Here is a 15,428-nt window from a genome sequence, read left to right as displayed (position 1 = left end):
TATGAAGGCTGCCACCGTTGCTCAAATCAAAAAAGAACTCCAGTTTAAATCGCAAGAAGAAGTAACGCAACTCTGCCTTCGATTGGCGCGCTTTAAAAAGGAGAACAAAGAACTGCTCACCTACCTACTTTTTGAATCTGATAGTGAAGAAGGTTATGTTCAAGCGGTAAAAGAAGAAGTGGATACCATGTTCGCGGAAATCAACGTCAACAGTTATTTCTACATTAAAAAAAGTGTTCGGAAAATCCTTCGGACGCTAAAAAAGTATGCCCGCTATTCGGGTGACAAGGCCACCGAAGTGGAATTGTTATTGTACTTCTGTGAAAAATTGAAGTCGTTTCGCCCCTCCATACAACGGAACACGACCCTCAAAAATCTATACAATCGCCAGTTGGACTATATTGAAAAGAAAATACCAGCGCTTCACGAAGACCTTCAGCACGACTATTCCATGATTTTGGAAGAACTTCATGTTAAATAAATCGCCTTTAACCGTTATTCAACTTTGAATCGATTCAAAAAGTTTCAGTAAATTGGGGTTCGACTAACAACTCAATTTTACATGATGAAATCTCACCCAACCTCAACGAGGATTCAGGTAATACTTACCTTTTTTCTCTCCATTCTTCTTATTCAATTCCAAAATGCCCAAAATACTACAGCTGTGGACACCAGTTTTTACAGCGGATTTGAGTGGCGAAATATTGGCCCCAACCGCGGTGGTCGTTCCTTGGGATGCGCCGGAAGTCCATCCCGTCCAAACGAATACTATTTTGGTGCTACCGGAGGAGGTCTTTGGAAAACCATTGATGGTGGAAATACCTGGTCTTGTGTAACCGATGGCCAAGTCACGAGCTCCTCTGTCGGGGCCGTTGCAGTGGCAGAGACCAATCCTGATGTGGTTTATATCGGAATGGGAGAAACCCAGTTGCGGGGAAGTATCACCCAAGGTGATGGGGTGTACAAAACAACGGATGGTGGAAAAACCTGGACCCATCTCGGTTTAAAAGAAACTCAGGCCATTGCACGGGTTCGGGTGGACCCAACCAACGAGAACATTGTGTATGTTGCCGCACTCGGACATCCGTATGGAGACAATGAAGAGCGCGGGGTTTTTAAAAGCACAGATGGTGGAAAAACTTGGAAAAAAGTGTTGTATGTCAGCCCCAAGGCTGGTGCAGCTGACCTAATCATTGACCGAAACAATCCAAATGTGTTGTACGCCAGTACTTGGCAAGTATATCGAAAGGCATGGAAAATGTGGGGTGGTGGACCCGATTGTAAATTGTGGAAATCCACTGACGGTGGGGAAACATGGACCGACCTTACCCAAAATCCAGGAATGCCCAAAGGACCCATCGGAAAGATTGGGGTAACCGTTTCTCCGGTTGATTCAAACCGGGTTTGGGCCGTTGTGGAAGCCAATGAAGGAGGTGTTTTTCGGTCCGATGATGCCGGAAAGACTTGGGAACTCACCAACAATGAGCGTAAATTGAGACAACGTGCTTTTTACTATTCCCGAATTTATGCCGACCCAAAAGATAAAGATGTGGTGTATGGCTTGAATGTGGATTTCCATAAATCGACGGATGGCGGAAAAACCTTTGATGTTGAAATTGAAGTTCCCCATGGCGACAACCATGATCTGTGGATTGACCCAAACAACCCAGACCGAATGATCAGTTCCAATGATGGTGGAGGAACGGTGAGCATCAATGGTGGAAAAACGTGGACCGAAGAAGATTATCCTACCTCACAGTTCTACCATGTCATGGCCACTAGTGATGTGCCTTACCACGTAGTGGGAGCGCAACAGGACAATACCACTTTGGCCATGCCAAGTGAAGGATGGGACTTTATGCAGGCTCGAATGGGGGCAAATCACGGATGGTACTATGCCGTGGGAGGTGGTGAAAGCGGATGGATTACCCAAAGCCCAACCAATCCCGATATTTTTTATGCAGGAAGTCAAGGAGCATTGCTTACACGATACGACCGAAGCAATGGACAGATTAGGGATATTCAAGTGTATCCGCGGTTTTTCTCTGGAGAGCCCGCAAGTGCCCTGCCAGAGCGTTGGCAATGGACCTTCCCAATCATGTTTGCGCCAAAGGACCCCAGTGTAATGTATACCTGTTCGCAGCATGTTTGGAAAACTACCAATGATGGACAAACGTGGGAGAAAATCAGTCCAGACCTTACCTATGCAGACCCTGCAACTTTGGGAAAAACGGGAGGTGTGATTACCAATGATATGAATGGACCTGAAATCTACGCTACTGTTTTTGCTTTGGCTCCATCAAACCACGATATCAATACCATTTGGGCAGGTTCTGATGATGGAAAAATCCACATCACCCGAGATGGCGGAAAAAACTGGACGGATATTACTCCGACCGACCTCCCTAAGTTCTCCAGAGTAAGCATTATTGAAGAGTCGACCCATAACCCAGGTACTTTGTATGTGGCCGCTAACCGATATCAAGTGGACGACCGCGAGCCTTATGTCTTTAAAACCCACGATTTTGGTAAAACCTGGACCAAAATCATCAATGGAATAGCCCCTGGTCATTTTGCCCGCGCCATCCGTGAAGATCATGAAAGGGAAGGATTACTGTTTTTAGCCACAGAACATGGGGTTTACTTTTCCATCAACGATGGAGATGATTGGCAATCTCTACAACTGAATTTGCCCGATACACCTATCCGGGATTTGGTCATCAAGGACAACGATGTGGTATTGGGTTCGCACGGTAGAGGTTTCTGGATATTGGATGACATTCAACCCTTCCGGGAATATTCAGATGAGTTACTTACCAAAAAACAAACCTTGTTCAAACCCACAGCTGCCATTAGAGGTATTTATGACGCTACCTTCCAATATCGTCTTCAAGAACAGGTGGATTCCATCACCTTTGAAATTCTGGATGCGAATGACAACTTGATTGATGCTTTCGGTGGAAGTCAACCCAAATATGAAGAAAAAAGCAGTTCCTCTTGGTATGGCGGCAACGATACCACCAAACCCACTACAGCCAAAGGTTTAAACAATTTTTCATGGAACCTTCGTTATCCAGGGCCTACCACTTTTGATGGCATCATCATCTGGGGCGCAAAGGCAGATAGAGGACCTATTGCTCCACTGGGCACCTATAAAATTCGTATGAAAGTGGGTGAAGAAGTGGTGGCAACCACACCTTTTGACATCACCATGGACCCTAATTTAAAAGGAGTGACCGCGGCTGACCTTCAAGCACAATTTGAGTTGGCTTCGAAAATCACTGAAAAGGCCACGATTGCTAATGAGGCGGTCATAAAAATTCGGGAAATTCGAAAGCAATTGGATAGTTTGGGCAAGGGAATTTCCAGCAGACAATTTAAAAAGTTGTCCGAAGATTTTACGGGCACCTTAACTGAGATTGAGGAAGATCTATATCAAACGAAAAACCAGTCGGGCCAAGACCCACTAAACTTCCCCATAAAGTTGAACAATAGACTCAACGCCCTTCAGCGAAGCATTGAAACAGGCGATGCCAAACCCACGGATGCGGCTTATGAGGTTTATGATGAACTTTCAAAAGAGCTGGATATGCACATGGCCAAATTGAATGAGGCTTTGGACAAGCAACTGCCAAAAATCCAAGCCATTATGGAGAAAAACAACATCAATATGCCCATAAATATCAAGCAATAAAGTTTGGAGTAAGCAAAAATTGATGCTGGCCTCAAAATGTGCTATCTTTAAAGGAAGCCATAAAATTAACATGATGGGACAGACTTGGTTCAAATACGGAGTATGCATCCTCGCGGTTCTACTTGTAGTGAGCGCATGCAAAGACAGCTCAAAGCAAAAAGAAGCTATGCCCGCACAAGATCAAAAATGGTGGAAAGAGGCCATTGTCTACCAAATTTATCCGAGGAGTTTTAAGGATTCCGATGGTGATGGCGTGGGTGATTTACAGGGCATCATTCAAAAGTTGGACTACGTCCAGAGTCTTGGTGTAACCGCCGTTTGGCTCAATCCTATTTATACATCCCCCAATGCAGACAATGGGTATGATGTCAGCGACTACCGAAACATCATGGAAGAATTCGGCACCATGGAAGATTTTGACCAAATGATGGACGGCATGCACCAAAGGGGTATTAAACTGGTCATGGATATTGTGGTCAACCACAGTAGCAATGAACACGAATGGTTCAAACAATCCCGAAGTTCACGAGACAATCCCTATCGGGATTACTACCACTGGTGGCCCGCTGAAAAGGGGAATCCGCCCTATCGCTATAGTTTGTTCGATGCCAAAGGAGATGCTTGGCAATACGATTCGTTGACCAATGCTTATTACTTGCATTACTTCGCCAAACAACAGCCCGATTTGAACTGGTCCAACCCAAAAGTGCGCCAAGAGGTGTATGATATTATGAAGTTCTGGGCAGATAAAGGGGTGGATGGATTTCGGTTGGATGCCTTTCAGTTTGCGGCGAAGGACACCACCTATCCCAAGTTTCCAGATGGTTTTGAAAAGGATTTCATTCAATATTACGCCATGCAAGATGGGCTACATGAATACTTGAAAGAGATGAACCAAGCCGTTTTCAGCAAATATGATGTGATGAGTGTTTCAGAAGGTGCCGGACGAAATTTTGAGGATGCCCACGAACTGGTAGACCAAGACCGCAACGAATTGAACATGGCCTATGCCTTTGAAGGGGTGGACATCCCAAAATACAAAGGGTATGATTTGGCCACTATGAAGGAGGTCTTTACCAAATGGGACCAAGAATTTGCCCATGATGGTTGGCTTTCCATTTTCTTGGCCAATCATGACCAAGCCCGAATGGTGAGCCGCTGGGGAAATGATAGTGAAGCATACCGGGACGTATCGGCCAAACTCTTGAACACGTTTCTTCTGAGCATGCGCGGTACACCCTATTGCTATTATGGGGATGAGTTGGGCATGACCAATATTGATTTTGATTCCATTTCACAGTACCAGGACATTGCGGCCATCAATGGTTATCAAAAAGCATTGGACGAAGGTGAAGATATGGAACTGTTCATGGAACTATTGAATTTTAGCTCACGCGATAATGGTCGCACACCCATGCAATGGGATGCTACCAAAAACGCTGGATTTTCTGAAGGTGACCCTTGGCTTCCGGTCAATGAAAACTATATGGAATTGAATGTGGAGAAGGAAAATTCCAATGAAAACTCCGTATTGAACCATTTTCGAAAAATGACCATACTGCGCAAAGAAAATCCCGTATTGGTCTATGGTGACTATCAACTGGTGGTACCCGAGCACCCTACGGTGTATGCGTATACCAGAACATTGGGTGACGAAAAGATGTTGGTCCTACTTAATTTTTCTGAGGAAGACACCACTTTCGACCTAAACTTGGATGGGAATCCATCTACGGTTGTGATCAACAACTACACTGATTTGGACATTACTGACAAAACAGTGCGTTTATTACCCTATCAGGCCGTCATTTTAAAGATGGATTGAGAGTTTTACCATAAAATCAGACTGATTCTAAATTAGTTACCATCCATTCATGTGCATGGCATAATTTGTAATTTTATGCCTTCAATGTTACGATTGTTTTCCATATCGCTCTCCATGCTCATCTTTTTGCAGAGCATCAACATCCATTTCAAAGATTTGGTGGAGCTGGGTTCGCTTGTGGAACACTATCAATTTCACCAAGAAACGTACAGCGATAACTTCCTCACCTTTGTATCGAAACATTACGGGGAGGAAAAAACGGAGCATAGTCAGAAACATCAAGAAGAACAAGAGGAACATGAAAGTTTACCCTTTCAACACCAATCCCATTGTTCCCATCTTGTTGTTTTTATGGTAAGTCCTAAACCTATTTTGGAAACTCGTGCCGAAATACCCAATTCAAACTCGGGTAATTTCCATTATGACATGTCCTATTCCCAAATATGGGAAGATGGTCTGTTTCAGCCACCCAAACAAGCATAGTTCATAGTTTTCAGCCCTGCTGAACTCTTTTTCGGAAGCCTTATTGAATTTATAATGCTATCTATTCCCTATGAATCATGTTTTCAAAAATTATCAACTTTAGTATAAAGAACAAGTTCATTGTTCTCCTATTTACAGCGTTTATAGCCTTTGTAGGTTTATATTCCCTATCACAAATACCTATCGGGGCAGTGCCCGATGTCACCAATAACCAAGTACAGGTTTTAACTACTTCCAACAGCCTGTCCACGCAAGATATGGAGCAATTTGTCACCTATCCTGTGGAACTGGAAATGGCCAACTTGCCTGGCGTAAAAGAAATCCGTTCGGTTTCAAAGTTCGGTTTGTCGGTCGTTACCATCGTCTTTGAGGATGATATGGGCACCTATTTACCCAGGCAATTGATTGCAGAAAAAATTAAATCTGCCTCAAGCCGAATTCCAGAAGGTTTCGGGACCCCGGAAATGGGACCCATTACCACCGGTTTGGGAGAAATTTACCAATATATTCTGGATGTGGAACCCGAGTATAAGGATCAATACGATGCCACAGAACTCCGAACTATCCAAGATTGGATTGTAAAACGCCAACTTTCAGGAATTCCAGGTGTCGTGGAAGTCAATACATGGGGCGGTCGTCTTAAACAATATGAAGTGGCCATCCAGACCCAGAAGTTAAATGCGCTTAATATTACTGCCAAAGAAGTGTTCGCCGCATTGGAAATGAATAACAGTGTAACCGGTGGTGGATATATTGAAAAGGTAAACCAAGCGTACTTTATTCGAGGTGAAGGATTGGTGGGTAGCCTTAAGGACATCGAAAGCATCGTCGTTACCACAAGAAATGGCATCCCAATATATATAAAGGATGTGGCCAAGGTCGGATTTGGCAGTGCTCCTCGCTTTGGGGCCATCACCGGCAACGGGGAAGGTGAAAAAGTACTCGGCCAAATTATGATGCTAAAAGATGCCGACTCCAAACGGGTAATTGAAGCCGTTAAGGAACGGGTGGCCACCATATCCAAATCCTTGCCCGAAGGAGTATACATCAATCCATTTTTGGATCGAAGTGAACTTATAGGACGTACCACTTTTACCGTAACCGAAAACTTGATCTTAGGTTGTTTGATCGTAGTCTTTGTGGTTGTATTGCTTCTGGGCAATTGGCGTTCGGGGCTTGTGGTTGCATCCGTTATTCCATTATGCTTATTGTTTGCCCTTACCCTCATGAATATTTTTGGGGTGGATGCAAACCTGTTGAGTCTTGGCGCTATTGATTTTGGAATCATTATCGACGGAGCGGTGATCATCGTGGAATACATTGCGTTCCAAATCACCCAAAGGAAGGCTGAAATTGCCAATTTGGGAAAAACTGATGTGCAGTCCATCAAAGATGACATCACCTTAAAGGGAGCAACAAAAATGATGAACTCCGCTGTTTTTGGGCAGTTGATCATCTTGATTGTTTTTATCCCCATCCTATCCTTGAGCGGGGTTGAAGGTAAAATGTTCAAACCCATGGCATTGACCTTCAGTTTTGCACTACTGGGAGCCATTTTACTCTGTTTCACTTATGTTCCAGTAGCGTCTGCCTTGTTTTTAAAACCCTCCAAAGAGTCAGCAAAAAGCATCTCCACTCGATTGGTCAACTGGATCAACAAACAATACGAACCGGTCATTGATTGGGCCATGAGAACTAAAAAATTGGTGCTTTCTCTTGCTGCCGCACTTTTGGTTGGTGCCATTTTGTTGTTTACCACCATGGGCGGTGAATTTGTGCCCACCTTGGACGAAGGCGATTTTGTAATTCAGCCCATACTTAAAACTGGGACTTCTTTGGCCAAAACGGTGGAGACCACTACAAAAATTGAACAGATTTTATTAGATCAGTTTCCCGAAGTAAAACAAGTAGTAACCAGAATTGGTGCAGCAGAAGTGCCAACGGACCCCATGTCGATGGAAGAAAGCGACGTGATCATTGCCTTGGCGCCAAAAGATGAATGGGTATCCGCTGAAACCAAGGATGAACTTGCGGACAAGTTCAAAGAAGCACTTGCGGTTATTCCTGGTATGGAGGTTGAATTTACCCAACCCATTGAAATGCGTTTCAATGAACTGATTACCGGGGTTCGTGCCGATATCGCCATCAAGATATTTGGGCAAAATCTGGAAACATTGAACAGAAAGGCAAATGAAATCAAAACCCTTATCCAAAATGTAGAAGGAGCATCAGACATTACCGTCGAAAAAGTGGAAGGGCTGCCCCAAATGAATGTCTCCTACGACCGAGCAAAAATTGCACGTCACGGGCTCAACATTGCCGACCTCAACGAAATGATTGCGATGGGTTTCGCTGGTAAAATTGTAGGCAGCGTTTTTGAAGGAGAACGTCAATTTGATATGGCCGTCCGATTGGACGCGGAAAACCGTCAGGATATTTCCAATCTCAAGAATCTATATGTGGACATCCCCAACGGTGGTAAAATCCCCATGAGTGAGCTGGCCGAAATCACCTATCAGAAAGGAGCGGCCAAAATCTCAAGGGATGACACCAAGCGTAGAATCGTTGTGGGGATAAATGTTCGGAACCGTGACCTACAATCTGTGGTTGACGATGTGCAACTATTGATCAATAAAAACATCACTTTGCCCCCAGGTTATACCATCACCTATGGCGGTCAATTTGAAAACTTGCAAAACGCCAAAGCCCGCTTAATGATTGCTGTCCCCATTGCATTATTGCTCATTTTCATCATGCTGTATTTTGCTTTTGGTTCGGTGAAAGAAGCTTTGCTGATTTTCTCGGCCATTCCATTATCAGCCGTGGGAGGTGTGCTTTTACTTTGGCTACGCGATATGCCTTTTAGTATTTCCGCAGGGGTTGGGTTCATTGCCCTATTCGGTATTGCGGTGTTGAACGGTATTGTGCTCATAGAGCACTTCAAAGAACTCAAAGGAAAAGACTTCGATTCTATGGAAGACCTCATTAAACAAGGAACAAAAGACAGATTGCGGGCCGTTCTATTGACTGCATCGGCGGCGGCATTAGGGTTCTTGCCCATGGCAGTGTCCACAAACGCTGGTGCTGAAGTACAACGTCCCTTGGCCACTGTTGTTATTGGTGGATTGGTAACGGCTACCATGCTTACTTTGGTGGTTCTTCCTGTTTTATATGCTTACACCCACAACATTAAATTCCGCGGAATGAGAAAAAGAAGAAGAGAGCGCAGAATCAACAAGAACACGCTTACCCTACTATTGCTTTTGATTGCGGCTTCTGGGTTTTCACAAACCCAATTGAACCTAGAGGATTTAATGTCACTTTCCCTTGAAAATAACAAAGGGATACAGGCTGAATCTTTGTTGGTAGATCAAGCGGAAACTTTAAAGGGAACTGCATTTCAGTTCGATAAAACGGATATTTATTACCATTACGATGAAAACAACCTTGCGCTCAACGGGGAACCCCTAAAAGTTTTTGGGGCACAACAGCAGTTTGAGTTTCCTACGGTGTATGGTGCCAAGAACAGGCTTCAAAAATCAAACTATGAGCTACAAAAATCATCTTTTGAGATTCGGAAGAAGCAATTGTACCAATCGTTGAGCTATGCGTATTATGAGTACCAAACGTTGAATCAAAAAGCAAAGCTTTACAAAACCTTGGATAGCATTTATGGCTCATTTGCGCATGCGGCCCAAAGACGTTTTGAATTGGGTGAGACCAATTATTTGGAAAAAGTCACCGCAACCGCAAAGCAACGACAGATAGCAAACACCTACTCCAAAATCAAACAGCAAATTTTGACTGCGCATGGTAAAATTATGAGTTTGGTCCAAAGTGAAGATTCCTTGGATATCATTGATGAAAAACCAGAAAAACTCATGGTCTTGAATTCCCAAGGTATGATGGAAACAGAAGCTTCATTTTTGGACAATCGGCAAGAGTTGAGCAATGCGCAGAAAAGCTTGGAGGAAAATAGATTGTTGCCGGACCTTAACTTGCAATACTTTCAAGGTACCAATAGCGGACTGGGTGCATCATTGTATGGCGTTCAACTGGGGGTTCGTATTCCCCTTTTATTCTTTGGGCATAGCAGCAAGGTAAAATCGTCCAAAATCCAGATGCAAATAACCGAGATGGAGAATACCGAGATCACGGTGTCCATGAACCAGCGTTACAAAACGTTGCTGGGTCAGTTGGACCAACAAGCCAAGGAACTTTCCTATTATGAAGATGAAGGTGGTCAACTTTCGGACCAGATTTTAAAAGCGGCTACCGGGAACTTTCAAAACGGAGAAATCGACTTTTTCCAATACATCCAAAGCTTGGAAAACGCCTACGATATCCAAATCAATTACTTGGATATTCTCAATCAATACAATCAAACTGTAATCGCCATTAATTACTTGACAATAACATTTTAATCATGAAAAATATATTTCAATTCGTCGCCATTATCCTTCTATTGATGGGCTGTGGCAATAAGAACAATGAAGATTCGTCTTCCGCAGAAACAAGGGGAAAAACAGACATCATAGTAACCCAAGATCAATTCAACACCAATGATCTTACCATAAGCGCCATGGAAAGGAGAACATTCCCCAAAATGGTGGAAACCTCTGGAATGATCGATGTTCCACCAGAAAACAGAGCGAGCGTTACCGCATTTATGGGTGGTTTTGTAAAGCAAACCTCTTTATTGATAGGTGACCAAGTAAAAAAAGGTCAGCTTTTGGTCATTCTGGAGAATCAGGAATTTGTACAAATGCAACAAGACTATTTAGAGGTGTATAACCAACTGGATTTCCTAAAAACAGAGTTCGAAAGAAACCAGACCCTTTTTGATGAAAAAATTGCCTCCCAAAAGAATTTCCTTCAGGCCAAAAGCAACTATGAAACAGCCAAGGCCCGCTACCAAGGATTACGCGAACAACTACAGATGCTGAATATTTCGCCAAGCAAGGTGGAGCAAGGGAATATTTCATCCCAAGCCGCCATTTATGCTCCCATCTCGGGCAGTATTACAAAAATGAACATAGCCAAAGGAAGTTATGTTTCCCCAGCAACGGAGATTTTGGAAATTGTGAACAATGACCACGTTCATCTGGAGCTTACCGTTTTTGAAAAAGACATCTTAAAAGTGAAGAAAGGGCAAAAAATTGAATTCAGAATTCCGGAAGCCTCCGAAGATGCCTTTAAGGCCGAAGTCCATTTGGTGGGTACTTCCATTGATGATGCTAAAAGAACCATTAAGGTCCATGGGCATTTGGAACACGAACAGGGAAATTTTCTTCCCGGCATGTTTGTGGATGCCTTGATCATGACCGATACCACTAAAACATGGTCTTTACCTGAAGAAGCCGTCATCGAATCCGAAGGAAATTTTTATGTATTAAAGTTGGTTGAAAAACAAGATGGGGGGTACACCTTTGAGCGTGTAGCCATTAAGCAAGGAAGCACTTACGGTGGCTATACCGAGGTAATTTCAACAAGCCTTACTGAAACTGACCAGTTTTTGACCAAGGGTGTCTTTGACTTGATTGGCGGATAAATTTGATTATCCAAGGCCGACATCCAAGGTCATCATAATGATAAATCCACCGATAAAACCCATAGTGGCGATATCGGTGTATTGGTCTTGTTGAGTTTCTGGAATCACCTCCTCCACTACCACAAAAATCATGGCTCCCGCGGCAAATGAAAGGGCGTAAGGGAGTATGGGTTGAAATGTCAATACGGCCCAAGCGCCCAGTACCGCTGCAATGGGTTCCACCAAGGCCGAAGCCTGACCGTACATAAAACTTTTTGTGCGGCTCAAGCCTTGTCTGCGCAAAGGCATGGCAACAGCAAATCCTTCAGGAAAGTTCTGTAGGCCAATCCCCAAGGCAAGAGCCACGGCCCCGCCAATGGTTGCCCCTTCAAAACCGGCAGCAACACCACCAAAAAGTACGCCTACCGCGAGTCCTTCGGGAATGTTGTGCAAGGTGATGGCCAAGGTCAATAAAGTGGTACGGTGCCAAGGCGTTTTGACTCCCTCAGCCTCACTCAACTTAAAATTAATGTGCAGGTGAGGCAATATTTTATCCAAAGCAAATATAAATCCGGCGCCCAATAAAAATCCGGTTGCCGCTGGAATCACTTTTACGAAACCTTCACCTGGACTCATTTCAATTCCAGGGGCCAAAAGACTCCAAAAACTGGCCGCTACCATAACGCCTCCCGTAAATCCAAGCATTCCATCCAAAACAGCTCGGTTCATGGTTTTAAAGAAGAAAACCAACGCTGCTCCCAAAGCGGTGAGGCCCCATGTAAAAAGTGTGGCGTAAAAGGCCGCCAAAATTGGGTCAATAGTCTGAAAATAGTGTATAACGTGTTCCATTATTCATTCTTTTTTACATACAGATTCGATGCAATTTGGTGGGAAATTCGAAGCTCTTTCCCTTCCATTTCAATATGAAGCGATTGGTCAAAATCCTCAATATCCAAAATCTTGATGCTTTTGCCCAAAGCAATCTGGTTCTTGTCCAAAAACTTTAAAAAAGGTGCCGATGAATCCTTCACCCCCACACAAACTCCTTTGGAATTGACGTTCATTTCACTGAGCAATTGCTCGTCGCGCTCCTGAAATTTTCCGTCTTTTGTAGGGATGGGATCTCCATGGGGATCATACTTGGGGAATTCCAAAAGCGCATCCAATTTATCAATCAATTTTTCACTCTTGATATGCTCCAATTGCTCAGCGACTTCATGAACCTCATCCCATGAAAAATCCAATTTCTTCACCAGAAAAACTTCCCACAAGCGGTGCTTTCTAATAATTCCCAAAGCAGTCTTGGTTCCCAATTCGGTAAGGGAGACTCCTTGATACTTTTTGTAATTCACCAACCCTTTTTCCGCCAATTTTTTGGCCATGTCGGTCACAGATGAGGGTTTGGTCTCCATCTGTTCCGCAATGGCATTAGTGGTTATTGGGACGGCATCATTGCCTCCCAAATGAAAAATGGTCTTCAAATAGTTCTCTTCGGAACGGGTCATGAAAATAATTTTTTCAAAAATACATTTTTATTTGTCAAAACCAATTTTTAGTTTTGTCTAAATTTAATTTTATATAACCTGAAATTAATCTGTAAACATATCGTCATTCTATGCTTAGCATTGTGGAGCAGCCACTCCTTTGCCCAATTGGCTTCCATAAGTGGGAAAGTCACGGAGAATGGTGAGCCTCTTCCGTTGGCGAATGTGTTGCTTAAAGAAACCAACAAGGGTGCTGCTTCGGATATTGATGGCAACTTCTCGTTGACCAATATTGATCCAGGCGACTACACATTGCTCGTGACTTCCTTGGGTTATTTACCCTATCAAACCAAAATCAGTTTACGTTCAAGTGAGGCCAAAATCATCAACATACAACTGGAGCCATCGGCCCAAAGTTTAGATGAAACGGTCGTAACAGGAACCTTAAAACCCGTTAGCCGATTAGAAAGCCCAGTGCCGGTAGAAGTCTACTCGCCTACTTTTTTGAAAAAGAATCCCACTGCCAGTGTGTTTGATGCGCTTCAAAATGTAAATGGGGTTCGGCCACAGATCAATTGCAATGTCTGTAACACCGGAGATATCCATATCAACGGATTGGAAGGCCCCTACACCTTGGTTCTTATCGATGGGATGCCCATAGTAAGCGGTCTTGGAACGGTGTATGGCCTAACCGGCATCCCCAATTCGCTTATTGAGCAGATTGAAATCGTTAAAGGGCCTGCCTCTACCCTTTATGGCAGTGAAGCGGTTGGTGGCCTCATCAACATCATCACTAAAAATGCGTTGAGTGCGCCCGAATTTTTCGCGGATGGTTTTGTCACCGGATGGGGTGAATACAATTTGGACGTAGGAAGCAAAATCGAAGTGGGTGATAAAACCGATTTGCTACTGGGTGTTAATTATTTCAACTACGATGTGCCGGTGGATAACAACGGGGATAATTTTACTGATCTGACCCTGCAAGACCGAATTTCACTCTTTCAAAAATGGGATTTTGAACGAAACGAATCCAGAATCTTCTCCATGGCCGGCCGCTTTTTTTATGAAGACCGCTGGGGTGGCGAAATGCAATGGACACCAGAATTTCGAGGTGGAAATGAGATTTATGGGGAAAGTATCTACACCCGACGATGGGAGGTTTTGGGGAAATACCAATTGCCCATAGAGGAAAAAGTGCTGCTGTCCGTTTCTTATAATGATCACAATCAAAACTCGGTGTATGGAAATACCGAATATTTGGCCGACCAACGTATAGGTTTTGCGCAACTCACTTGGGATAAATCCCTAGGTGGACATGACCTGCTTTTTGGAAGTGCCATCCGCTATAATTATTATGATGATAATACGCCTGCCACCCCAGAGGCGGATAATATATGGATTCCCAGTGTTTTTGCCCAAGATGAAATTAAATTGGCACCAAAGCATTCTTTTTTGGCTGGCCTCCGATACGATTATGACAAAAGACACGGTAACATCTTTACGCCGAGAGCAGCTTATAAATGGAAAATGTCCGACAACGATATTTTTCGGGTGAATTTTGGTACCGGTTTTCGAGTGGTGAATTTGTTTACGGAAGATCATGCCGCGCTTACCGGGTCCAGAGAGGTCATCATCACCGAAGAATTGAAACCAGAACGCTCCATAAACATCAACCTCAACTATCTGAAAAAAATCTATAGCGATAATGGTACCTTCATTGGATTGGATGCCTCCGCATTTTACACCCATTTTTCCAATATAATTTTACCAGATTACGATACCAATCCCAACCAAATTATCTACGATAACCTAGATGGAAAATCTATATCCCGAGGTATCAGTGCCAATTTGGATGTTGCTTTTCCAAGCGGTCTCAAATTTTTGGTAGGGGCCACTTGGCAGGATGTGAGCAATACGGAAAATGGGGTCACCCGACGACAAATCTTAACCGAGAGTATTACGGCTACATGGAATCTTTCATATACGTTTCGGAGTTTAGATTTGGCAGTGGACTATACCGGAAATCTTTACGGCCCCATGCGATTACCGCTATTGGGTGAACTTGACCCCAGACAGGAATATTCACCCACATGGAGCATCCAAAACATTCAGTTCACCTACAAAGGACTGAATAATTTTGAGGTGTATGGCGGAATAAAAAACTTATTGGATTGGACACCAAATAGGGGCAACCCTTTTATCATTGCACGCGCCAATGACCCTTTTGACAAAAACGTTACGTTTGATGCCAATGGCAATGCTGTGGCCACTCCAGACAATCCCTATGCGCTAACGTTTGACCCTGGTTATGTGTATGGGCCAAACCAAGGTATCCGCGGATTTTTTGGGTTGCGGTATACGGTCTTTTAGCGTGGAGAAAGTTTAGTTATCTTGTGAAACCTCTTTCAAAATCCA

At 43.7% G+C, this 15,428-nt stretch carries 9 protein-coding genes; 7 read left to right on the top strand and 2 right to left on the bottom strand.

The window, feature by feature from the left end; genetic code table 11:
- Position 1 precedes the first annotated feature (1 nt).
- From ACFSJE_RS11530 to ACFSJE_RS11505, 6 genes are all read left to right on the top strand, one after another.
- Entirely contained in the window at positions 2-481 is a 480-nt protein-coding gene (locus tag ACFSJE_RS11530) for a hypothetical protein (RefSeq protein ID WP_379831124.1), read from the top strand.
- 81 nt (positions 482-562) lie between these two features.
- Positions 563-3,694: a WD40/YVTN/BNR-like repeat-containing protein gene (locus ACFSJE_RS11525; RefSeq protein ID WP_379831123.1), complete on the top strand. Its 3,132-nt coding sequence runs from the start codon at positions 563-565 to the stop codon at positions 3,692-3,694.
- 73 nt (positions 3,695-3,767) lie between these two features.
- A complete protein-coding gene (locus ACFSJE_RS11520; RefSeq protein ID WP_379831122.1) occupies positions 3,768-5,516 on the top strand; it encodes a glycoside hydrolase family 13 protein in 1,749 nt (582 codons plus the stop codon).
- Between the two features lie 84 nt (positions 5,517-5,600).
- On the top strand, positions 5,601-5,999 hold the full coding sequence (locus ACFSJE_RS11515; RefSeq protein ID WP_379831121.1) for a hypothetical protein: 399 nt from the start codon (positions 5,601-5,603) through the stop codon (positions 5,997-5,999).
- A gap of 77 nt (positions 6,000-6,076) precedes the next feature.
- Complete coding sequence (locus ACFSJE_RS11510) at positions 6,077-10,423, top strand: CusA/CzcA family heavy metal efflux RND transporter (RefSeq protein WP_379831120.1); 4,347 nt, start codon at positions 6,077-6,079, stop codon at positions 10,421-10,423.
- 2 nt (positions 10,424-10,425) lie between these two features.
- Positions 10,426-11,550: an efflux RND transporter periplasmic adaptor subunit gene (locus ACFSJE_RS11505; protein ID WP_379831119.1), complete on the top strand. Its 1,125-nt coding sequence runs from the start codon at positions 10,426-10,428 to the stop codon at positions 11,548-11,550.
- A 6-nt stretch (positions 11,551-11,556) separates the two neighbouring features.
- Here ACFSJE_RS11505 and ACFSJE_RS11500 read toward each other — a convergent pair whose 3' ends face one another.
- Positions 11,557-12,378, bottom strand: a complete 822-nt coding sequence (locus ACFSJE_RS11500) for a ZIP family metal transporter (RefSeq protein WP_379831118.1) — start codon at positions 12,376-12,378, stop codon at positions 11,557-11,559.
- Positions 12,378-13,034, bottom strand: coding sequence for a metal-dependent transcriptional regulator (locus ACFSJE_RS11495; protein ID WP_379831117.1), 657 nt, complete (start codon positions 13,032-13,034; stop codon positions 12,378-12,380). Before ACFSJE_RS11495 ends, ACFSJE_RS11500 begins: the two co-directional genes overlap by 1 nt.
- Before the next feature lie 78 nt (positions 13,035-13,112).
- Between ACFSJE_RS11495 and ACFSJE_RS11490 the strand changes: the two genes are divergently transcribed.
- A complete protein-coding gene (locus ACFSJE_RS11490; RefSeq protein WP_379831563.1) occupies positions 13,113-15,383 on the top strand; it encodes a TonB-dependent receptor in 2,271 nt (756 codons plus the stop codon).
- Positions 15,384-15,428: the final 45 nt, after the last annotated feature.

Origin of the sequence: Flagellimonas iocasae (genome assembly GCF_042682725.1) — a bacterium.
Classification (GTDB): Bacteria; Bacteroidota; Bacteroidia; order Flavobacteriales; family Flavobacteriaceae; genus Flagellimonas; species Flagellimonas iocasae.
This window is presented reverse-complemented; position numbering and strand designations above follow the sequence as displayed.

Excerpts from the sequence above, each read along its gene's own strand:
- ACFSJE_RS11525 (WP_379831123.1), top strand. The coding sequence starts at position 563 with ATGATGAAATCTCACCCAACCTCAACGAGGATTCAGGTAATACTTACC.
- ACFSJE_RS11530 (WP_379831124.1), top strand. The coding sequence starts at position 2 with ATGAAGGCTGCCACCGTTGCTCAAATCAAAAAAGAACTCCAGTTTAAA.
- ACFSJE_RS11520 (WP_379831122.1), top strand. The coding sequence starts at position 3,768 with ATGGGACAGACTTGGTTCAAATACGGAGTATGCATCCTCGCGGTTCTA.
- ACFSJE_RS11515 (WP_379831121.1), top strand. The coding sequence starts at position 5,601 with ATGTTACGATTGTTTTCCATATCGCTCTCCATGCTCATCTTTTTGCAG.
- ACFSJE_RS11505 (WP_379831119.1), top strand. The coding sequence starts at position 10,426 with ATGAAAAATATATTTCAATTCGTCGCCATTATCCTTCTATTGATGGGC.
- ACFSJE_RS11495 (WP_379831117.1), bottom strand. The coding sequence starts at position 13,034 with ATGACCCGTTCCGAAGAGAACTATTTGAAGACCATTTTTCATTTGGGA.
- ACFSJE_RS11500 (WP_379831118.1), bottom strand. The coding sequence starts at position 12,378 with ATGGAACACGTTATACACTATTTTCAGACTATTGACCCAATTTTGGCG.
- ACFSJE_RS11510 (WP_379831120.1), top strand. The coding sequence starts at position 6,077 with ATGTTTTCAAAAATTATCAACTTTAGTATAAAGAACAAGTTCATTGTT.